We start from the raw sequence: 20,625 nt of genomic DNA, 5'->3' as shown, positions 1-20,625 counted from the left end.
AGGCACGTTGCCGCGGTCGGTACGTCTGCCGCCGCGTCCGCTGGGTAGGGCTGCCGTAACCACCACGTCGTACCCGACAAGGAGGCCCCCATGGCCACAGCATCGGCCCTGTCCAAACCTGAGGCGCCCTTCGAGCCCGAGATGCACGCCTGCGTCTTCAGCGCCGAGGGCGCCTGCGCCGAAGCCCCGCTCACCAGCGAACCACCCCTCCCCGACGCCGAGCCCCTCACGAGCGAGCCGCCCCTCGCCGACGCCGCGCCGTTGACGAGTGAGGCGGCGACCTGGGACATGGGCATGGACCTGGGTATGGACACCGGTATGGACTTGGACATGGATGCCACGAGGCCGTAGATGACAGCACAGCGGCCGGCCGAAGCCTCACCCCAGGAGCCCGCGGGGCCCGAACACCCCGAGGACCCCCCTTCCGACGAACTGTCCCGGCTCGCCGAGCTGTACGGCGTCGCCCCCTCCTACCAGCCGTCCCCGGGCCGTACGGTCACCGCCTCCGCCACCGCTCTCACGCTCGCCCTGGCCGCCCTCGACGTCGACGCGAGCACACCCGCGGCCGTCGGCGCCGCGCTCGCCGCACGGGAACAGGAGCTGAGCGAGCGGCTGCTGCCCCCGACGGTGGTGTGCTGGAGCGGCGCCGAGCCCGACCTGCGGGCCGCGCTGCCCCCCGGCACCCGGCTGCGGATCGAGACCGAACAGGGCGGCACCCGCACCGCCTTCGATCAACTCCCGCCCGGCGTCCATCGACTGACCGCGACCACCCCCGACGGCCGTACGGCGACCAGTCACCTGGTCGTCGCCCCGCCCGGCCTGCCCACGCCGCCCGGACGCTCGTACGGCTTCCTCGTCCAGCTCTACTCCCTTCTGACCCGCCGCTCCTGGGGCATGGGCGACCTCGGTGACCTCGCCGAGCTCACCGCCTGGGCCGGACGGGCGCTCGGCGCCGGGTTCGTGCAGGTCAACCCGTTGCACGCGGCCGTACCCGGAGCCCCGACCGACCCCTCCCCCTACCGCCCGTCCTCCCGCCGCTTCCCCGACCCGGTGCACCTGCGGATCGAGGACGTGCCCGAGTTCGCGTACGTCGAGGACCGCGAGCGGGTGCGGACGCTCAGCGAGCGGGCCGGGCGGCTGCGGGAGGCGGTGCTGGAGAAGGGGGCGCTGATCGACCGGGACGCGGTGTGGGCCGCCAAGCGGGAGGCACTGGAGCTGCTGCGCGAGGTGCCCCTCGGGCCGGGGCGGCGGGCCGCGTACGCCGACTTCCTCGCACGGGAGGGGGAGGCGCTGGAGGACCACGCCACCTGGTGCGCGCTGGCCGAGGTGCACGGCTCGGACTGGCAACGGTGGCCGGCCGGACTGCGGCACCCGCGCTCGCCCGAAACCGCCCGTGCGCGCCGGGAGTTGATGGACCGCGTCGACTTCCACTGCCGTCTCGCCTGGCTCACCGACACCCAGCTGACCGACGCCCAGCGGATCGCCCGGGAGGCGGGCATGCCGGTCGGGATCGTGCACGACCTGGCGGTCGGGGTCCATCCCGGGGGCGCGGACGCCTGGGCCCAGCAGGAGTACTTCGCGGCCGGGATGTCGGTGGGCGCCCCGCCTGACGCCTTCAACGCCCGCGGCCAGGACTGGGGGCTGCCGCCGTGGCGGCCGGACCGGCTGGCCGGGTCCGGGTACGCGCCGTACCGTCTGCTGCTGCGGGCCCTGTTCCGCTCCGCGGGCGCGCTGCGGATCGACCACGTCATGGGGCTGTTCCGGCTGTGGTGGGTGCCGCAGGGACACGCGCCGACGCAGGGGACGTACGTGCGTTACGACGCCGAGGCCATGCTCGCGATCCTGGTGCTGGAGGCGTCCCGGGCCGGGGCCCTGGTGATCGGCGAGGACCTCGGCACGGTGGAGCCGGGGGTGCGGGAGACGCTACGCGCACGGGGCGTCCTGGGCACGTCCGTGCTGTGGTTCGAGCGGGACTGGGCCGGGGACGGCCGTCCGCTGCCGCCGGAGTCGTGGCGTTCCGACTGCCTCGCCACCGCCACGACCCACGACCTGCCGTCCACCGCGGCCCGCCTCACCGGCGAGCACGTGGAACTGCGCGACAGCCTCGGCCTGCTGACCCGCCCCCTGGAGCAGGAACGCGCGCAGGCCTCGGCGGACACCGCGGAGTGGCTGGCACTGCTGTCCCGGCTGGGACTGCTGCGGGGCACGGGCGGCGGGCGCTGCGCCTCGCAGGAGGAGGCCGAGATCCAGGCCGTCCACCGCTTCCTGCTGCGCACACCGGCCCGCATGGTCGGCGTCTGGCTCCCCGACGGGGTGGGCGACCGCCGCCCGCAGAACCTGCCGGGCACATGGGACCAGTACCCGAACTGGCGGCTGCCGATCGCGGACGCGACAGGGAGGCCGCTGACACTGGAGGAGCTGGCGGCTTCGCCCAGGGTGCGCAGACTGGTGGAGGTGCTGAGGGACGGGGTCGCCCGGCGCCGCGGGTGACCGGACAGAGCCCGGCACGAGGGCGGGAGCGGCCGGGCGCCGACGCGGTGGACGGGTGCCCCGGCGGGGGAGGGGTGACGGGCCCGCCGGGCGGGCCGGGGGCCGTACGGCACCCCGGGCGCGCGGCCCCTCGTGGCGTTCTGTACTTTTGGGACCGTGGACAAGAAGAACGCCCTGCGCGCCGGCGCCCTGGCCGCCGGTACGACGCTGATGATGCTGCTCATGTCGTCCCCTGCGCTCGCGCTCACGCGTGACGACGGCGACGACCCGGGTCCGGGTCTGAGCGTGATCGAGACGGTGACCCAGTTCGTCCTGGCCCCGACCGTGCTGTTCCTGGTCATCGCCGGGCTGGTGATGGTCCTGGACAAGTCGCACAAGCAGAAGGACACCACCAGCTCCAACATCCAGACCAAGGCCGACGCCAAGGTCTGACGCGAGGCTCTTCGAGTCCGCCGCGCGCTTCCCGAGGGCGCCGGCCCCGTCGTACGTACGCGCATCCGCCGTACGGGACGAGGCCGGCGCCCTCGGTGTGTTCACCGGCGGGCGACTTTCACACCTTCGGGTAGGGCGCCGTCAGATAGCGCTGCACCGTGGGCGCCAGCCAGGCCACGAGTTCCTCGGGGGCCAGTGCCACCGTGGGCGGGAACCGCAGGACATACCGCGTGAGCGCGAGCCCCAGCAACTGTGACGACACCAGCGCCGCCCGGGCCGCCGCCTGCTCGGGGTCGGGGCACATCCGGCGGGCGAGCGGCAGCAGTTGGTCCCCGAAGACGCCCCGCATGCGTTCGGCCCCGGCCTGGTTGGTCGCGCCGACCCTGAGGAGGGCGGTGAGGACCTCGTTCTCCTCCCACATGGCCAGGAAGTGCGTCACGAGCGCGCGGCCGGCGTCGTCCCGGTTCAGGGACGCCGGGTCCGGCAGCCGCAGGTCGATGGCGACGGCCGCCGCGAACAGACCCTCCTTGTTGCCGTAGTAGCGCATCACCATCGAGGGGTCGATGTTCGCGTCCCTGGCGATGGCGCGGATGGTGGCGCGTTCGTAGCCGTCGGCCGCGAAGCGCTCGCGGGCCGCGTCGAGGATCGCCGTGCGGGTGGCCTGGGAGCGGCGCGACGGGGCGGGGGCCTTGCCTTCTGTCATGTCGACCAATGTAGGCCAACGCGCGTGGGCCAACAAACGTGTGCCAACAAGTGTAGGCCAACGAGTGCGTGCCAACGAGTGTGCGCCAACGAGTGTGTGCCGCCAGGCATGCGCCGACAAACGCGTGCCAACAAGTGTAGGCCAACAAGTGTTGACTTGATCCCCGGCTCGCCCCTACGCTTGCCAACAGACGTTGACCAACGAATGTTGGCACCCACAGGAGGCGAGGCCGTCATGACCGGCACCGAGACCACGACCGGCACCGACACGGACACCACGATCGACACCGCCACGAACGCCGCTGCGAACACTCCTGCGGACACGGACACGGACACGGAGCCCGCCTCCCCCCACCCCCGCCCCCACGTCCACCCCGTCATCGTCGTCGGCTCCGGTCCCACCGGCCTCCTGCTCGCCGGTGACCTCGCCGCCGCCGGCGTCCCCGTCACCCTCGTCGAGAAGCGCCCCCGCAAGATCAGCAACCTCTCCCGTGCCTTCGGCGTGCACGCCCGCACCCTGGAACAACTCGACGCCCGAGGCCTCGCCGACCGGCTGCTCGCCACCGGCAGCACCCTCACCGAACTGCGGCTGTTCCGCCGGCTCTCGCTCGACCTGGGCACCCTGCCGTCCCGCTTCCCGTACCTGCTGATCACCCCGCAGTACGAGGTCGAGCGGCTGCTGGAGGAGCGGGCGCGGGAGGCCGGTGTCGAGTTCCTGTACGAGAGCGAGGTCGTGGGGCTGCGGCAGGACGACAGCGGGGTCGATCTCGGCATCCGCGGCGCGGACGGGGCGGTCGTCACCCGCCGGGCGCTCTACGTCGTCGGGGCGGACGGCCACCGCAGCGCCGTACGCCGGGCGCTCGGCCTGCCCTTCCCCGGTGTCTCCGTCATCCGGTCCCTCCTCCTGGCGGACGTCCGCCTCGCCGACCGGCCGGACAGCGTGCTCACCGTCAACGGCACGGGCGACGCCTTCGCCATGATCGCGTCCTTCGGCGACGGCTGGTACCGCGTCATGGGCTGGAACCGCCGCAACGAGGTCCCCGACGACGCCCCGCTCGACCTCGACGAGGTCAGGGAGGTCACCCGTCGTGCCCTGGGCACCGACTTCGGGATGCACGACGCCCGCTGGCTCTCCCGCTTCCACAGCGACGAGCGGCAGGTCCCCGAGTACCGGGTCGGGCGGGTCTTCCTGGCCGGCGACGCCGCGCACGTGCACTCACCGGCCGGCGGTCAGGGCATGAACACCGGCCTGCAGGACGCGGCGAACCTCGGCTGGAAGCTCGTCGCGGCGGTCGAGGGGCGGGCGCCCGAGGGGTTGCTGGACACCTACCAGGCCGAGCGGCACCCGGTCGGCAGGGCCGTGCTGCGCAGCAGTGGCGGACTGGTCCGGCTGGCCCGGGCGCAGAGCCCGGCGCTGCGTGCCGTGCGGGCCCTCGTCTCCGGTGTCCTCGGCGCGCTCCCGCCCGCCCGGGCGAGGGCTCTGGCCCAGATCTCGGGCATCGGCTACCGCTACCCCGCTCCGCGCGGCTCCCACCGCCTCGTCGGCAGGCGCGCGCCCGACGTCGCCCTGAAGAGCGGTCGCCTCTACGAGGCGCTGCGCGGCGGACGGTTCGTGCTGATCCAGCCGGCGGCTTCGGCGGCGCATGACGGGAGGGGTGCCCGCGAGGGCCGGCTCACCGTGGAGCGCTGGGCGAGCGAGAGCCGTACGACTGTGCTGGTGCGGCCCGACGGGTATGTGGCCTGGGCGGCGCAGGGCGCGGACGCGGCCGACGTCGAGCGCGCGGTCGCCGCTCACGTCGGGTGAGCGCAACCCGCTCCCGGGCCCGTCACCGCACGTGTGCCGCTGCGTTCCCGGCCCTCACCGGGACTCGTGCGTCCCCGCGAGCAACTCCCTGAGCAGGTCGGCCAGTTGGCCGGCCTGTTCGTCGTCCAGGACGGACAGGGCCTCCGTCTGGACGGCGAGTCCGGCGGTGACCGCCTCGTCGACGAGGGTCAGCCCCTCCGCGGTGAGGGTGACGTTCAGGCCCCGGCGGTCGTGCGGGTCGGGGGAGCGGCGCAGGAGCCCCGCTCGCTCCAGCTTGTCGAGGCGGCCGGTCATACCGCCCGTGGTGAGCATCAGCGTCGCCGAGAGCCGGCGGGGCGGGAGTGTGTACGGCTCGCCGGAGCGACGCAGGGTGGCCAGGACGTCGAACTCGCCCCGTGAGATCCCGAACCGGGCGTACGCCGAGTCCATCCGGGCGCCCATCGTGTGCGTGAGGCGGTAGATCCGCCCGAAGACCTCCATCGCGGTCGTGTCGAGGTCGGGCCGCACCTGCGCCCACTGGTCGATGATCGCGTCGACGGCGTCCTTGCGTCGGGGCGGGGGTGCACTCATGACCCCGAGTATCGGGCGAAGAACGGTCAGCCGCAAGAAAGTAGCGCGGAAGTAGCTTGACGGAAAGTTGCTTAGCGCTAAGCTACTTTTCTGCTGACCGATTTCCCGGGTATCTGTCGAAGGGTGCCGACCCATGGCCGCCAACCGCGCCGCCCTCATACTCCTCACCGCCCTCGCCCCCGTCTCCTGGGGCACGACCTACGCCGTCACCACCGAGTTCCTCCCCGCCGACCGCCCCCTGTTCACCGGTCTGATGCGCGCACTCCCGGCCGGTCTGCTGCTGCTCGCCCTCGCCCGGGTGCTGCCGCGCGGCGCCTGGTGGTGGAAGTCGGCGGTCCTGGGCGCGCTGAACATCGGGGCCTTCTTCCCGCTGCTGTTCCTGTCCGCGTACCGGCTGCCCGGCGGTATGGCGGCCGTGGTCGGCTCGGTCGGCCCGCTGTTCGTCGTGGGCCTCTCCGCGCTGCTGCTGGGGCAGCGGCCGACGGTCCGGAACGTCCTCACCGGTGTCGTGGCGGCGTTCGGTGTCAGCCTGGTGGTCCTGAAGGCGGCCGGCGCGCTCGACGCCCTCGGCCTGCTGGCCGCCCTCGCCGCCACGGCGGCCATGTCCGCCGGCACCGTCCTGACCAAACGGTGGGGGCGCCCGGACGGCGTCGGTCCGCTCGCCCTCACCGGCTGGCAGCTCACCGCGGGCGGCCTGCTCATCGCCCCCCTCGCCCTGCTGGTCGAGGGTGCTCCCCCCGCGCTCGACGGCCGGGCCGTCGGCGGTTACCTGTACCTGGCGCTGGCGAACACCGCGGTGGCGTACTGGCTGTGGTTCCGCGGCATCGGCCGCCTCAGCGCCACCCAGGTCACCTTCCTCGGCCCGCTGTCCCCGCTGACCGCCGCGGTGGTCGGCTGGGCGGCGCTGGGCCAGGCGCTGACCCCGGTCCAACTGGCCGGCATGGCTCTCGCGTTCGGGGCGACCGTCGTCGGGCAGCTCGGGGCCGCGGGCGGCGGTGCGGGCAAGGGGGTTTTCGGCGGCCGACCGTTCGGCACCGCCGGAGCGAGCCGTCGGGAAGAGCCGAGGGACGTGACGGGTGCGGCGCTGCGCCGGTAGACCGAGCCGTTCAGGTCCGCCGCCCACGCGGACGTACGAGGCGGCCTGATACGACATCAGGGGGCGCCCGGTGCAGACCGGGCGCCCCCTGTGGCGTACGTACCGCTGCGGCTACGCCTGCTGCGCCTGCTGCGCCGCGGCCGCGTCGGCCGCCTGGGCCTTCAGGGCGCGTTCCACGCCCGCGCGGGACTCCGAGACCAGACGGCGCAGGGCCGCGTTCGGCTCGGCCGAGGCCAGCCAGGTGTCCGTCTTGGCCAGGGTCTCCTCGGAGACCTGGAGGGCCGGGTACAGGCCGACCGCGATCTGCTGGGCGATCTCGTGGGAGCGGGACTCCCAGATGTCCTTGACCACCTCGAAGAACGCGTCCGTGTACGGCGCCAGGAGCTCGCGCTGGTCGGTCTGGACGAAGCCCCCGATCACCGCTTCCTGGAGGGCGTTCGGCAGCTTGTCGGAGTCGATGACCGACGACCAGGCCTCCGCCTTGGCCTCGGCGGTCGGGCGGGCCGCACGGGCCGTCGCGGCGTGCCGCTCGCCGGCCGCCGTCCGGTCCCGCTCGTACTCGCCGGTGATCTCCGCCTCGTCGAAGCGACCCACGGCCGCGAGCCGCTGGACCAACGCCCAGCGCAGCTCGGTGTCGACGGCCAGGCCCTCGATCGTCGTGGAGCCGTCCAGCAGGCCCTCCAGCAGGTCCAGCTGCTCCGGGGTGCGGGCCGTCGCCGTGAACGCCCGCGCCCACGCCAGCTGGTGGTCGCTGCCCGGCTCGGCGGCGCGCAGATGGGCCAGCGTGGCGTCCGTCCAGCGGGTCAGCAGGCTCTCGCGGGCGGCCGGGGCGGCGTACAGCTCGATCGCCAGCTTGACCTGGCGCTGGAGCGACTGCACGACGCCGATGTCGGACTCCTTGCCGATGCCCGACAGGACCAGGGAGAGGTAGTCGCGGGTGGCGAGTTCCCCGTCCCGCGTCATGTCCCAGGACGACGCCCAGCACAGGGCCCGCGGGAGGGAGGCCTCGAAGTCACCCAGATGCTCCGTGACGAAGGCGAGGGACTGCTCGTCCAGGCGGACCTTCGCGTACGACAGGTCGTCGTCGTTGAGCAGGATCACGTCCGGGCGGCGCTTGCCCGCCAGCTGCGGTACGGCGGTCAGCTCGCCGTCCACGTCCAGCTCGATGCGCTCGTCGCGCACCAGCTTGCCCGAGGCGTCGTCCAGGTTGTAGACGCCCACCGCGATGCGGTGCGGACGCAGCGTCGACTCACCCTGCGCGCCGGTGGGCAGCGCCGGTGCCTCCTGGCGGATCGCGAAGGACGTGATCACGCCGGCGGCGTCCGTCTCGATCTCCGGGCGCAGGACGTTGATGCCGGCCGTCTCCAGCCACTTCTTCGACCAGGCCTTCAGGTCGCGGCCGGAGGTCTCCTCCAGTGCGCCCAGCAGGTCGGACAGCCGCGTGTTGCCGAAGGCGTGGCGCTTGAAGTACGCCTGGACGCCGGTGAAGAACTCGTCCTCGCCGACGTAGGCGACGAGCTGCTTGAGGACGGAGGCGCCCTTGGCGTACGTGATGCCGTCGAAGTTGACGAGGACGTCGTCCAGGTCGCGGATCTCGGCCATGATCGGGTGCGTGGACGGCAGCTGGTCCTGCCGGTACGCCCAGGTCTTCATGGAGTTGGCGAAAGTGGTCCACGAGTGCGGCCAGCGCGACTCGGGGTGGGCCGCCTGGCAGGCGATGGAGGTGTACGTGGCGAACGACTCGTTCAGCCACAGGTCGTTCCACCACTCCATGGTGACCAGGTCGCCGAACCACATGTGGGCCAGCTCGTGCAGGATGGTCTCGGCCCGCGTCTCGTACGCGGCGTCGGTGACCTTCGAACGGAAGACGTACTGGTCCCGGATGGTCACCGCGCCCGCGTTCTCCATCGCGCCCGCGTTGAACTCCGGCACGAACAGCTGGTCGTACTTCGTGAACGGGTACGCGTAGTCGAACTTCTCCTGGAACCACTCGAAGCCCTGCCGGGTCACCTCGAAGATGGCGTCCGAGTCGAGGTACTCCGCGAGGGAGGGCCGGCAGTAGATGCCGAGCGGGACCGACCGGCCGTCCTTCTCGTAGACGCTGTGCACCGAGTGGTACGGGCCGACGATGAGCGCCGTGACGTACGTCGAGATGCGCGGCGTCGGCTCGAAGGACCAGACGTTGTCCGTCGGCTCCGGCGTGGGCGAGTTGGAAACGACGGTCCAGCCCTCGGGGGCCTTCACGGTGAACTGGAAGGTGGCCTTCAGGTCCGGCTGCTCGAAGGACGCGAAGACGCGGCGGGCGTCCGGGACCTCGAACTGGGTGTAGAGGTAGGCCTGCTGGTCGACCGGGTCGACGAAGCGGTGCAGGCCCTCGCCGGTGTTGGTGTACGCGCAGTCGGCGACGACCCGCAGCACGTTGCGGCCCTGGAGCAGGCCGGGCAGTGCGATCCGGGAGTCCTTGAAGACCTCGGCCGCGTCGAGCTGGTCGCCGTTGAGGGTCACCTCGTGAACGGTCGGGGCCACGAGGTCGATGAAGGAGTCGGCGCCGTTCTCCGCGACGTCGAAGCGCACGGTGGTGACGGACCGGTAGGTCCCGCCCTCCTGCGCGCCGGAGAGGTCGAGATCGATCTCATACGAGTCAACGGTGAGCAGCTTCGCCCGCTGCTGCGCCTCGTCGCGAGTCAGGTTTGTGCCAGGCACGCGGTCATCTCCTCGATATGTGTGGGTTCGGTCATCCTTCCACGGGACATCGGGATCAGGCGACGAGTGGGGCTTCGCACGGGGATGTGAGGGCAACTCATGGGGATACCCCTCTACCGGGGCGGGACGCGACGTCCGGATCCCGCCGGCGATCCGGGCCCGCGGGCGCGAGTGTGGGGGCCATGACGACGTACACCGCACGCCCCATCACACCATCGGCCCTGAGGGAACTGCGCACCGCCGACGACGCGGGCCGCCCCCTGTCCCCGTTCACCGACGAGGAGGGCGGGGCGCCGCTGAGGTGCTGCCTGCGCTCGAGCGGCCCGGGAGAGCGGATCGCGCTCGTGTCCTACGCACCCCTGCGCCGCTGGGCGGCCGGGACCGGTGCGGATCCCGGTGCCTACGACGAACAGGGCCCCGTCTTCGTCCACGCCGAGGACTGCGCGGGGCCGGACGGAGACGGCCGCCCCTTCGCGAGCGCCCACCGGATCGTCCGCCGCTATTGCGCCGACGGACACATCCTGGGCGGACAGCTCGTCGATGCCGCCGACGACCAAGCCCTCCGGAACGCGTTCGACGACCCGGCCGTGGCGCTCGTCCACGTCCGGGCCGTCGAGTACGGATGCTTCCTCTACGAGGTCCGCAGGGCCTGAGGGGGTGTGGCCTAGCCCTTCAGCTCCGCCGCCACCAGCTCCGCGATCTGCACGGCGTTCAGCGCCGCGCCCTTGCGGAGGTTGTCGTTGGAGAGGAACAGGGCGAGGCCGTGCTCGACCGTCTCGTCGGTGCGGATGCGGCCGACGTACGACGGGTCCTGGCCGGCCGCCTGCAGCGGGGTCGGGACGTCGGTGAGCGCCACGCCGGGCGCACCGGCCAGCAGCTCCTTGGCGCGCTCCACGCTGATCGGACGGGCGAAGCGGGCGTTGACCTGGAGGGAGTGGCCGGAGAAGACCGGAACGCGCACACAGGTGCCCGAGACCTTCAGCTCGGGGATCTCCAGGATCTTGCGGGACTCGTGGCGGAGCTTCTGCTCCTCGTCGGTCTCGTTCAGACCGTCGTCGACGATCGAGCCGGCCATCGGCAGGACGTTGTACGCGATCGGCGCGACGTACTTGTTCGGCGCGGGGAACTCCGCCGCCGAGCCGTCGTGGGTCAGCTTGGGCGCGTCGTCGCCGACCTTCTTGACCTGCTCGAACAGTTCGTCGACGCCCGCCAGACCCGAGCCCGACACGGCCTGGTAGGTGGCGACGACCAGCGCCTGCAGGCCGGCCTCGGCGTGCAGCGGCTTCAGCACCGGCATCGCGGCCATCGTCGTGCAGTTCGGGTTGGCGATGATGCCCTTGGGGCGGTCGGCGATCGCGTGCGGGTTCACCTCGGAGACGACCAGCGGGACCTCGGGGTCGCGGCGCCAGGCCGAGGAGTTGTCGATCACCACGGCGCCCTGCGCGGCGACCTTCGGGGCCAGGGCCTTCGAGGTCGAGCCGCCCGCCGAGAACAGCACGATGTCCAGGCCGCTGTAGTCGGCCGTGGCCGCGTCCTCCACGGTCACGCCGTCCAGGACCGTCCCCGCCGAGCGGGCCGAGGCGAACAGGCGCAGATCGGTGACCGGGAAGTCGCGCTCCGTGAGGATCCTGCGCATGACCGTGCCGACCTGACCGGTGGCTCCGACGATTCCGACCCTCACGGCGACTCCTTCTACGTGGCTTGTCTGTGTCTGCTGCATGGCCGAGGCATTTCCATCATGCGGTGCGCCTCGGTCCACCTGTCCAATTGTTTGACCGGGATGCTCGAACAATGGGACGCGACGGACCACGACCCGGGCTCCGCTTCTGCGGCTCCAACCAGGTCTGAGCTGGAGAAATTCCCCTTACGGCGGCCTCGCACCGCAAGCTCACCTGCCCATCCGGCTTCGGGCTACGCGAGTGTGTGACGTACGCCTCGGCCTGCCCCGCGACATTTCCGTGCCTTCCGCCGAACGTTTCCGCCCCTGCCCGCGTCACAGTCACAACACGGCGAGGGGAGGGGTGGCTGTGCTGCGCAGAAAGGCCCGCCGCGGCCAGGGGGGCGGGGTCGTCCGGGACGTCCTGGACGATCCGCTGGACGCGGCCCAGGAACGCCGGGTGCGAGCGGTGCTCGCGCTGGGCGGAGTGCCGCAGGCGGACCTGCCGGACGGGGTGCAGCAGGTCCGTCTGCGGCTGCTGGAGCGGGCCGCGAGCGGTCGCGAGGCGCCGCGGGACGTGTCCGCGTGGGCGGCCGTCGTCGCCTCCAATCTCGCCATGGACTGGCACCGGGCCAAGAAGCGCCAGGAGCGGCTCGGCGAGCGGCTCGCCGCCCTGCGCGAGCCCGCACACCCCTCCGGCGAGGACACCAGCCTGCTGTCCCTCGCCGTCGCCCAGGGCCTGGACGAACTGCCCGACGCCCAGCGTCAGGTCCTCGTCCTGCGGTTCTACGCCGACCTGCCGGTGCGCGGGATCGCCGAGGAGCTCGGCATCCCCGAGGGCACGGTCAAGAGCAGGCTGCACACGGCGGTACGGGCCCTGCGTGCCCGCCTGCACGAGGACGAGGTGGTGTGACGTGACCGCCGAGAACGAAGGCCGTACGGGCCACGACGGCTACGAAGGCCGCACGGGCCGCGACGGCCGAGACGGCTACGACGGCCGGACGGGCCGCGACGGCTCAGACGGCCGGACCGGTGTCGACGCGCTGATGGCCGCGATCACCGGCGAACCGCTGCCGGACGAGGCCCGCGCGGACGCCGCCCTGATGGCCGAGCACCGGTCGGCCACCGCCGATCTGGCGCTGCTGCGAGCGCAGCTGGAGATCATCGGGACCGCGCTCACCGCGGCCCCGGACCCGGCCCGGGAGCCGGAACCCGAACCTGTGCCCGCCCGGCCGCGACCGTCCTCCCGCGCCCGGCGTCGTGCGTTCACCCTCGCCTTCGGCACCCTCGCGGTGGCCGCCGTCGCCTCCGTGGTGACCGGCCTGGGCTGGCTGCTGTCGCAGGCCGGGGACGGCGGTGGCATGGCCTCGGGGAGCAGCGCCGACGAGGCGAGCAGCAAGCAGGCCGAGGCCGCCTTCGGCACCCCCCGCTACCTCGCCTGCGCCCGTCTGGTCGCCGAGGGCGACGTCACCGCCGTGGTGCCGGTGCCGGGGACGGCACAGGAGCGGATCACCCTGAGCGTGACCCGCTCCTACTGGCCGGAGAAGCCGGAGAAGCCGGAGAAGTCACAGAAGCCGGGGAAGGGCCATGACGAGGTGACCTTCCTGATGGAGGAGGACGCCGTCGGCGAGGGCGAGCACATCCTGGTCGGCATCCCCAGGCACGCGGCGGCCCCGGACTTCTGGGCCGTCGGGGAGCGGGACATCGCCCCCGAACGGGCGTGGATCGCCGCCGGGCTTCCCGAGGCGCGCAACCTCACCTGCGCATGACGAGGGGCGGGCGCCCGAACGGACGCCCGCCCCCTTGCCGTTCAACGGACTACGGCGTGACCTTCTCGATCTTCACGTTGCCCAGACCCGCGACCGTGCCGCGCGCGTTGAGCAGCCGGACCTGCCCGAAGAACTCACGGCCTTCCGGAGCGGCCGCGAGCGCGGTGACGCTGCCGGAGACGGCGGCCGAGTCGCCCGTACCGAGCTTCACCGGCGCCGACTCGTCGACCCGGACGGTGCCGAGCGCGGCCGAGTAGAACACGTCCAGGTAGTCGTACGCGGTCGAGCCTCCTGGCACCGCGTAGCCGACGACCTCGATGCGGTACTTCCCGGCCGCCGGCTTGGCGATCGAGACCGACTCCTCCGAGTCACCGTCGGCGGAGCTGCCCACCTGGGTGCCGGCCGCGTCGTAGACGACCAGGTCCAGGTCGGCGGCGGCGTCGGAGACGTTGCCGATGGTGACGTCGAGGGACGTGGCGCCCTCGGGCACGTCGACCGTGGTGGTCTGCGTGGCGCCCTCGGCGATCGTCGGACGCGTCGTCTTCGACGAGCCGAGCGGGCCGCCGGCCAGCTTGCCGTCGAGCGCGGCGTACTTGTTCGTCACCTTCCAGGAGGCGGTGGCCGGCGTGCCGACCTTGGCCTCGGGGACGGTCACGGTCTCCGGGTCGAAGGCCGCGCCGAGGACGGTGACGTCCAGCTTGTACGGGTTGTCGAGCAGCGGCGACGTACGGCGCGACTCGACCTCGATCTCCCAGACGCCGGGCTGCGGGTCGGCGTAGGAACGCACGTCCGGCTTGCAGCCGTTGCCGTCGTTGTAGTTGTTGTAGCAGTTCGGCGTGCCGGTCGGGTCGGACGGGGTGCCGTACGGGTGGATGGCGATGAACCGGGTCTGGCTCTTGTCCTTCAGCCCGCCGATCGCGACCTCGAGCGACTTGGCGCCCTCGGGCACGGTCACGAAGTAGTGCTTGGTGCTGTTGCGCTGCACCGAACCGGACGCCGAGTACGTGTACTTCAGCGGCGCGGCGACCACGACCGTGTTGAGGACCTGCTTGTCGATGCCCTCGGTGCGCGGGTCGTCGACCTCCAGGATGGCGCTCTTGATGCCGGCCGAGGACGGCTTGGCGGCGACCTGGACGGTGACCGGCTTGTTCAGGCCGAGCTTGATCTCGTCGGAGCCGACGATCCGGAAGGTGTCACCGGCGTTGTTCTCGAAGTGCAGCTCGTGACGGATCGCCCGGTCCGCACCTGAGGTACGGGTGATGGTGACGTCGTACGTCTTCTTCTGGCCGACCTTCAGGCCGCCCTCGCGGTCGTAGACGCCCGTGCCGAAGCCCGGCGTCTTCAGGAACTGGTCGATCGCGGTGTCCACCGGCGCCTTGACCGTGTACTCGTGGGCGGTGGCGCCGTCACGGATGGCGTCCCAGGCGTCCTCGACGTTGATGAGGCCCGCACCCTCCTCGTACGCCTGGACACCCTTGATGTGGTCGGCGGTCGAGGTCAGCGCGGTGCGCAGCTTCGCCGGGGTGAGGTCGATGCTCTTCTGCTTCGCGGCGCTCAGCAGCAGCGCGGCCGCGCCCGCGGCCTGCGGGGAGGCCATCGAGGTGCCCTGGAGCATGCCGTAGCCGGCCGGCAGCGAGTAGCCCGCCTCGGCGACCGGGGCGCCCGGCAGCCAGGTCTGGATGGTGTTGATCGCGGCACCCGGGGCCGACAGGGTCGGGGTGAAGCCGCCGTCCTCACGCGGGCCGCGCGAGGAGAACGGCATCATCGCGTACTTCTTCTCCACGACCGAGCCGTAGTTGGCGGCCCAGGTCTCCTTGGAGACGGTCGCGCCGACCGAGATGACCTTGCTGGACAGGGCCGGGTCGCCGATGGTGTTGGCGCCGGGGCCGGAGTTGCCCGCCGAGATCACCAGCTGCACGCCGTAGGTGTCGATGAGGCGCGTGTACAGCTCCGAGCGCGCGTTGTTGCCGTCGTTCAGCGCCGGAAGCCCGCCGATGGACATGTTGACGATGTCGACGCCGCGGTTGACGACGAGGTCGATCATGCCCTCGGTGAGCGCGACGTTGGTGCAGCCGCCGGTCCAGGTGCAGGCACGGGAGGCGACGAGCTTGGCGCCGGGCGCCGCGCCGTTCATCTCGCCGCCGAACAGGCCGTTGGCGGCGGTGATGCCGGCGACGTGCGTGCCGTGCTCGGACTCGATGACGCCGATGTTGACGAAGTCGGCCTTCTTGCCGACCCAGGTCCCGCCCAGCGGGTCCATCGGCACGTCCTTGCGGATCTGCACGACGAACGGCTGGCGCTCGGCGACGTCGGTGGACGGGTCGTCGGTGCCGAACCACCCGATCTGGAAGCCGTCCTTGTACGGCTTCATCGGGGTGTCGTCACCGAAGTCGTTGTTGTTGTTGAGGTCGACCCGGACGGTGCCGTTCGCGGCGTCGTACAGGACGCCCCAGGAGTCGGTCTTGTCGCCGTCGCGGTTGGCGTCGCCCGCCGCGTCGCCGCCGGTGGTGTACGACTCCAGGAAGGTGCTGACCTGGTAGGAACCGGCCGGCGCGGTCCAGGTCTTGCCGCCGTAGGTGAAGGTGGGCCCGGAGACGGAGGTCACCATCGGGCGCCAGGTGCGGTCGTTGTCGACGAGCGGGTCGGTGGCGGTGACCCAGTCGACGATCTTGCGCTCACCGGTCGTGGTCTTCTGCAGCGCGGGGTGGCTGAGGTCGACGCCGGAGTCGAGGATGCCGATGGTGATGCCGCGGCCGTCCGCCTTCGGGTGGTCCTCGACGAAGTCGACGGCGCCGGTCTCGAAGGACGGGTTGTACGGGTTCTCGGCCGGCGTCTTCTTGCCCGGGGCCGGGTAGGACGCCGCGGCGGCCGTCGACGCCTCGGTGTCGACGGCGGGGTCGTCCAGGGGTATCTCCTCGCGCAGGTCGATGCCGTGCACCGAGGAGAGCTTCGTGGCGGCCGCGATGGCCGAGTCGGCCTTGGCGGTGGGCACGGTGGCCCGGACGTAGCCGAGCTTGTCGTAGGTGCGGCCCACAGAGCCGACCGCGTCCAGTTCGTCGGCGACCTTCTCGGTCTGACCGGGCGCGGTCGCGATCATCATCGTGACGTTCTTGTCGCCGTCCGCCTTGGCCTCGGCGAGGAGGTCGGCGTCGCTCGAACCGAGCTTGTCGTGCGCGGACTTGACGCTCGGGTCCGCCGCCGCGGGAACGGCGTCCGCGGCGACGGCCGCGGATATCGGCCCGGCCGCGGAGAGCGCGGCGACGAGACCGGCGGCCACGGCTGTGCGGACCGCGCGTCTCGGACCCGGCTTCGGATCGCGCTGGGGGGTGAGGGTCATCGGCATCCCTTGTTGGTAAAGGAGCATCGGTCGTCCGGTATGCGATCCCGGACGACCGCACAGCCTTACGCAAGGGAAGGATGTTTGGGAAGAGTTGACCGAATCGAAATGGAGAGGTGGGGGAAACCCCCTGTGCATACCGGGCGAGAAGCTGGGAAGGGGGGCAAGCCGCCCGAACGGCACCCATATTCGCCTGCCGACTCGCCGACGGCCGACTAACGTCCCCATGTGCGGAAGAAGTTGAGGGTGGCGGCCTACGCCATATGCGTACGTGACGGACAGCTCCTCCTCGCCCGGTCCCCGGCGCCCCACGGCGGCTTCGAGTGGGTGCTGCCGGGCGGTGGCATGGAGCACGGCGAGGACCCCTACGACACGGTCGTGCGGGAGCTGGAGGAGGAGACCGGCTATCTCGTCGAACCCACCGGCCTGCTCGGCGTCGACTCCTCCCGCCGGGTCTTCCCCGGCCGCTTCGGCAGAGGGGTCGACCACCACGGCGTACGGCTCGTCTACGAGGCCGAGATCACCGGCGGCGACCTGCGCCACGAGGTGAACGGCTCCACGGACATGGCCGCCTGGCACCCCCTCGACGACGTGCCGGGCCTGACCCGGGTCCGGATGGTCGACCTGGGGTTGTCGCTGTGGCGGGAGCGGCCGGCCGTGGGACGGATCCAGAGCCCGGGGCGATAGCTGTGCTACCCCGGAAAATGAACAGGGAGTGACCGTGTCCCGGCCGTTCGAGGAGCGGCCGTGGACGCGGAAGGTAGTCCAAGATCCACGTACGGTGATCGGCGCTGCCCGTTGCGGCCGTGTTCACACGCAGGTCATCCCCGGTGCCAACGATCCCTGGTGAGCGGGACGTTTCGCGGAAGCGAAAGCCCGCGACCACTGCCGACGCGTTCGCACTCGGGGAGATCGCGCATGTCGCGCATACGCTCTGTCGCCAGCTCCGCGCTGGGGATCCACCGTCGAACCCTGCTCGCCGCGACCGGGGCGGTGGCCCTTTCCGCGGGCGTCGGCCACGCCCTGCGGCCCACCGACAGCCAGGCCGCCACGGCCACGGCCACGGGCACCACGAGCGCGGCGGGCGTCGGTGACGCCGCCGAGGCCCCCGTCGGCGCCTCCCGCAGGCTCCCGGTGGCGCTCGCCCCCTACACCCGGGGCACGACCCTCGCCGGCGTCGCCACCCCGGTCGGCGGCTCCGGCTACCGCCGCCTGGGTGACGGCCCCGGCTGGCGGCGGATCGTCCGCGAGGACCTGGCCGCGCCGAAGACGGGGCGCGCGAACCGGCGTACGGCGCTCGCCGCCTTCGTCCAGCTCACCGATCTGCACCTGATCGACGCCCAGCACCCGCTCCGGCTGGAGTACCTGCGCGCCACGGACGTGCACGCCTGGCGGCCGCAGGAGGCGCTGAGCGTGCCGGGAGCGGTGGCGCTCGTCGAGCGGATCAACGCGCTGCGCGGCGGCCCCGTCACCGGCGCCCCGCTGCACTTCGCCATGACCACCGGCGACAACACCGACAACAACTGCAGATCCGAGCTGGAGTGGTTCCTGACGGTGATGAGCGGCGGCCGGGTCACCCCGAACACCGGTGATCGGCGGCAGTACGAGGGCGTCCAGAGCAGTGGCCTGAAGCTCTACTGGCAGGCCGACGACAGCGTCCGCGACGCCGACAAGCAGCTCGGCTTCCCGCACATCGAGGGCTATCTGGCCGCCGCGATACGTGAACTGCGCAGCCCCGGCCTGAACATCCCCTGGTACTCGACGGTCGGCAACCACGACGCGATGCCGCTCGGCACCTACGCCTCGCACGGCGACTCCTACCTGACCGACCTCGCCGTCGGCGGAAGGAAGCTGATGAACGTCTCGGCGGCCGACGCCAAGAAGCTCCAGGACTCCCTCAAGCAGGACAAGGACCCCAGGGGCACGGTCTTCAAGGACTTCCTCAAGGCCCACGCCCGCTCGATGCGCTCGGTCACGCCCGACGAGAGCCGGGCCCCGTTCACGCCCCGGGAGTACCTGCGGGCCCACCTGGACCCGGCGTTCCGGGGCCACGGCCCGGTCGGGCACGGCTACTCGACGGCCAACCTGGACGCGGGCACGCAGTACTACAGCTTCCGCATCGCCGACGACGTCATCGGCATCAGCCTCGACACCACCGACCCGGGCGGGCACTACGAAGGGTCCATCGGGGCGGCGCAGTTCAGGTGGCTGGACAGGACGCTGCGCGACCACAAGGACTCGTACGCGATCATCTTCAGCCATCACACCAGCGAGACGATGGACAACCTCCGCCGCGACCCGGCCCGCCCCGGTGAGCGGCGGGTGGGCGGCACGGAGGTGGTGGAGCTGCTCGCGAGCCACCGCAACGTGCTGGCCTGGGTGAACGGCCACATCCACAAGAACGTCATCACCCCGCGCTCCGGCGCCGCCGGCGGCTCCTTCTGGGAGATCTCCACCGCCTCCCACGTCGACTTCCCGCAACTCGCCCGGATCATCGAGGTGGTGGACAACAAGGACGGCACGCTCTCCCTGTTCACCACCCTGATCGAGTCCTCGGCCCCGCACCGCACGGACTTCACCGACCTCTCCCAGACGGGCCTGGCCGCCCTGTACCGGGAGCTCTCCCTGAACGCCCCCGGCGCGCGCACGACGCTGGCGGGCGACCGGCGGGACCGCAACACCGAACTCGTGCTGAAGAAGGGCTGAAACACGCTCAACTGGCGTTCATCGTCTCAACCTTCGTCCCTCCCGCCCGGTCTCTCCCACCGACCCCGCTCGACGTGAGCGGTGAGAAGGGGGAGAGACATGAGCGTACGTACGAAACGAGCGGCCCTGGTGGCGGGGACCGCTGTGGCGCTGTCCGTGGCCCTCGCGGCCCCCGCGGTGGCGGCACCGCCCGCCGGAGCGGACCACGGGGCGACCCGCAAGGCCATCGAGGCCGCGGTCGGGACCGGAATCCCCGGCGTGACGGTGACGGCGAAGGACGCGAAGGGCACCTGGTCGGCCACGGCGGGGGTCGGCAACCTCAGGACGGGCAAGCCGCGTTCGGCCGACGACCGCTACCGGGTGGGCAGCATCACCAAGACCTTCGTCGCCACGGTGCTGCTCCAGCTGGAGGCGGAGGGCAGGCTGTCGCTGGACGACACGGTGGACAGGTGGCTGCCGGGCGTGGTGGAGGGCAACGGCCACGACGGCAGCCGCGTCACCCTCCGCCAGCTCCTCAACCACACCAGCGGCATCTTCAACTACACGGCGGACGAGGACTTCGGCCGCACCTACTTCCTCAAGGAGGGCTTCTTCGAGCACCGCTACGACACCAGGACGCCCGAACAGCTGGTCGCGGTCGCCATGACCCACAAGCCGGACTTCGAGCCGGGCACGTCCTGGAACTACTCCAACACCAACTACGTCCTGGCCGGCATGGTGATCGAGAAGGTCACGGGCCGCCCGTACGGCACCGAGATCCGCGAGCGCCTCGTCGAACCCCTGAAGCTGAGGGCCACGTCCGTCCCCGGCACCCGTGTGACGGTGCCGCGGCCCAGCAGCCGCGCCTACTCCAAGCTGGCCGAGACGGCGACGGGTCCGACGTACGACGTGACGCGGATCAACCCGTCGCTGGCCTGGGCGGCCGGGGAGATGATCTCCGACTCCAAGGACCTCAACCGCTTCTACACGGCTCTCCTGCGCGGCAGGCTCCTGCCGCGCGAGCAGCTGAACGAGATGACCACGACCATCCGCGTCGACCCGGCCCACTCCTACGGCCTCGGCCTGATGAGTACCGAGCTGAGCTGCGGTGTCACCGTCTGGGGTCACGGCGGCGGCATCCACGGCTCCCTGTCCGAGGCGGTCACGACCCGGGACGGCCGGCACTCCCTCGCCTTCAACTTCAACGGCGACTGGTCGGGGGACACGACGGCGGTGACCGAGGCGGAGTTCTGCGGGAAGGCCACGGCCACCGGGCGTAGCGCGACGCGCGGCCCGGACCTCAGCTGACGGCACGAGGAGGGGCCGCCCGGACCTTCCGGCCGGGCGGCCCCTCCTCTCCCCTCCTGGTGCTGTGCTCCC

Annotated in this window: 16 protein-coding genes; 11 read left to right on the top strand and 5 right to left on the bottom strand. The window is 71.8% G+C overall.

All coding sequences use genetic code 11. The features are described from left to right. The first annotated feature begins 90 nt into the window (after positions 1-90). The 3 genes from ACFYNL_RS09905 (at position 91) to ACFYNL_RS09895 (ending at position 2,922) form a co-directional block, all read left to right on the top strand. Positions 91-351, top strand: coding sequence for a hypothetical protein (locus ACFYNL_RS09905; RefSeq protein ID WP_388799426.1), 261 nt, complete (start codon positions 91-93; stop codon positions 349-351). After that, positions 352-2,490, top strand: coding sequence for a 4-alpha-glucanotransferase (gene malQ, locus ACFYNL_RS09900; RefSeq protein WP_388799423.1), 2,139 nt, complete (start codon positions 352-354; stop codon positions 2,488-2,490). A 156-nt stretch (positions 2,491-2,646) separates the two neighbouring features. Beyond that, entirely contained in the window at positions 2,647-2,922 is a 276-nt protein-coding gene (locus ACFYNL_RS09895) for a hypothetical protein (protein ID WP_388799420.1), read from the top strand. A 118-nt stretch (positions 2,923-3,040) separates the two neighbouring features. Here the strand turns inward: ACFYNL_RS09895 and ACFYNL_RS09890 are convergent, their stop codons facing one another. Continuing rightward, positions 3,041-3,625, bottom strand: a complete 585-nt coding sequence (locus ACFYNL_RS09890; RefSeq protein WP_388799417.1) for a TetR family transcriptional regulator — start codon at positions 3,623-3,625, stop codon at positions 3,041-3,043. Positions 3,626-3,859: 234 nt separating this feature from the next. Between ACFYNL_RS09890 and ACFYNL_RS09885 the strand changes: the two genes are divergently transcribed. Next, complete coding sequence (locus ACFYNL_RS09885) at positions 3,860-5,428, top strand: FAD-dependent monooxygenase (protein WP_388799414.1); 1,569 nt, start codon at positions 3,860-3,862, stop codon at positions 5,426-5,428. 54 nt (positions 5,429-5,482) lie between these two features. Here the strand turns inward: ACFYNL_RS09885 and ACFYNL_RS09880 are convergent, their stop codons facing one another. Further along, a complete protein-coding gene (locus ACFYNL_RS09880) occupies positions 5,483-5,998 on the bottom strand; it encodes a MarR family winged helix-turn-helix transcriptional regulator (protein ID WP_388799411.1) in 516 nt (171 codons plus the stop codon). A 133-nt stretch (positions 5,999-6,131) separates the two neighbouring features. Here ACFYNL_RS09880 and ACFYNL_RS09875 point away from each other — a divergent pair, with 133 nt between their 5' ends. Continuing rightward, positions 6,132-7,094 (top strand): EamA family transporter, encoded by a 963-nt coding sequence (locus tag ACFYNL_RS09875; RefSeq protein WP_388799408.1) that lies wholly within the window; start codon positions 6,132-6,134, stop codon positions 7,092-7,094. A 111-nt stretch (positions 7,095-7,205) separates the two neighbouring features. Here ACFYNL_RS09875 and pepN read toward each other — a convergent pair whose 3' ends face one another. Next, positions 7,206-9,797 (bottom strand): aminopeptidase N, encoded by a 2,592-nt coding sequence (pepN, locus tag ACFYNL_RS09870; protein ID WP_388799405.1) that lies wholly within the window; start codon positions 9,795-9,797, stop codon positions 7,206-7,208. 182 nt (positions 9,798-9,979) lie between these two features. Here pepN and ACFYNL_RS09865 point away from each other — a divergent pair, with 182 nt between their 5' ends. Next, positions 9,980-10,450, top strand: coding sequence for a DUF1203 domain-containing protein (locus tag ACFYNL_RS09865; protein WP_388799402.1), 471 nt, complete (start codon positions 9,980-9,982; stop codon positions 10,448-10,450). 11 nt (positions 10,451-10,461) lie between these two features. On the opposite strand, the gene ACFYNL_RS09860 is transcribed toward ACFYNL_RS09865, so the two are convergent. Continuing rightward, positions 10,462-11,478 carry an aspartate-semialdehyde dehydrogenase gene (locus ACFYNL_RS09860; protein ID WP_388799399.1) on the bottom strand — a complete coding sequence of 339 codons (1,017 nt, stop codon included), beginning with the start codon at positions 11,476-11,478 and terminating at the stop codon, positions 10,462-10,464. 346 nt (positions 11,479-11,824) lie between these two features. Here ACFYNL_RS09860 and ACFYNL_RS09855 point away from each other — a divergent pair, with 346 nt between their 5' ends. Both ACFYNL_RS09855 and ACFYNL_RS09850 read left to right on the top strand, forming a co-directional pair. Continuing rightward, entirely contained in the window at positions 11,825-12,367 is a 543-nt protein-coding gene (locus ACFYNL_RS09855) for an RNA polymerase sigma factor (protein ID WP_388799396.1), read from the top strand. 1 nt (position 12,368) lies between these two features. Next, positions 12,369-13,223: a hypothetical protein gene (locus ACFYNL_RS09850; protein ID WP_388799393.1), complete on the top strand. Its 855-nt coding sequence runs from the start codon at positions 12,369-12,371 to the stop codon at positions 13,221-13,223. Positions 13,224-13,272: 49 nt separating this feature from the next. On the opposite strand, the gene ACFYNL_RS09845 is transcribed toward ACFYNL_RS09850, so the two are convergent. Further along, positions 13,273-16,560, bottom strand: coding sequence for a S8 family serine peptidase (locus ACFYNL_RS09845; RefSeq protein ID WP_388799390.1), 3,288 nt, complete (start codon positions 16,558-16,560; stop codon positions 13,273-13,275). A gap of 228 nt (positions 16,561-16,788) precedes the next feature. Here ACFYNL_RS09845 and ACFYNL_RS09840 point away from each other — a divergent pair, with 228 nt between their 5' ends. The 3 genes from ACFYNL_RS09840 (at position 16,789) to ACFYNL_RS09830 (ending at position 20,553) form a co-directional block, all read left to right on the top strand. Next, a complete protein-coding gene (locus ACFYNL_RS09840; protein ID WP_388799387.1) occupies positions 16,789-17,247 on the top strand; it encodes an NUDIX hydrolase in 459 nt (152 codons plus the stop codon). Positions 17,248-17,478: 231 nt separating this feature from the next. Beyond that, positions 17,479-19,266, top strand: a complete 1,788-nt coding sequence (locus ACFYNL_RS09835) for a TIGR03767 family metallophosphoesterase (RefSeq protein WP_388799384.1) — start codon at positions 17,479-17,481, stop codon at positions 19,264-19,266. 99 nt (positions 19,267-19,365) lie between these two features. Beyond that, a complete protein-coding gene (locus ACFYNL_RS09830) occupies positions 19,366-20,553 on the top strand; it encodes a serine hydrolase domain-containing protein (RefSeq protein WP_388799381.1) in 1,188 nt (395 codons plus the stop codon). The last annotated feature ends 72 nt before the right edge of the window (positions 20,554-20,625 follow it).

It is taken from the genome of Streptomyces sp. NPDC007808 (assembly GCF_042868655.1).
In the GTDB taxonomy this organism is placed as follows: domain Bacteria; phylum Actinomycetota; class Actinomycetes; order Streptomycetales; family Streptomycetaceae; genus Streptomyces.
Note: the sequence above shows the minus strand (reverse complement) of the source record. Positions and strands in the feature narration are given on the sequence as shown.

Coding starts and splice junctions, on each gene's coding strand:
- ACFYNL_RS09905 (WP_388799426.1), top strand. CDS start 91: ATGGCCACAGCATCGGCCCTGTCCAAACCTGAGGCGCCCTTCGAGCCC.
- malQ (WP_388799423.1), top strand. CDS start 352: ATGACAGCACAGCGGCCGGCCGAAGCCTCACCCCAGGAGCCCGCGGGG.
- ACFYNL_RS09890 (WP_388799417.1), bottom strand. CDS start 3,625: ATGACAGAAGGCAAGGCCCCCGCCCCGTCGCGCCGCTCCCAGGCCACC.
- ACFYNL_RS09885 (WP_388799414.1), top strand. CDS start 3,860: ATGACCGGCACCGAGACCACGACCGGCACCGACACGGACACCACGATC.
- ACFYNL_RS09880 (WP_388799411.1), bottom strand. CDS start 5,998: ATGAGTGCACCCCCGCCCCGACGCAAGGACGCCGTCGACGCGATCATC.
- ACFYNL_RS09875 (WP_388799408.1), top strand. CDS start 6,132: ATGGCCGCCAACCGCGCCGCCCTCATACTCCTCACCGCCCTCGCCCCC.
- ACFYNL_RS09865 (WP_388799402.1), top strand. CDS start 9,980: ATGACGACGTACACCGCACGCCCCATCACACCATCGGCCCTGAGGGAA.
- ACFYNL_RS09845 (WP_388799390.1), bottom strand. CDS start 16,560: ATGACCCTCACCCCCCAGCGCGATCCGAAGCCGGGTCCGAGACGCGCG.
- ACFYNL_RS09835 (WP_388799384.1), top strand. CDS start 17,479: ATGTCGCGCATACGCTCTGTCGCCAGCTCCGCGCTGGGGATCCACCGT.
- ACFYNL_RS09830 (WP_388799381.1), top strand. CDS start 19,366: ATGAGCGTACGTACGAAACGAGCGGCCCTGGTGGCGGGGACCGCTGTG.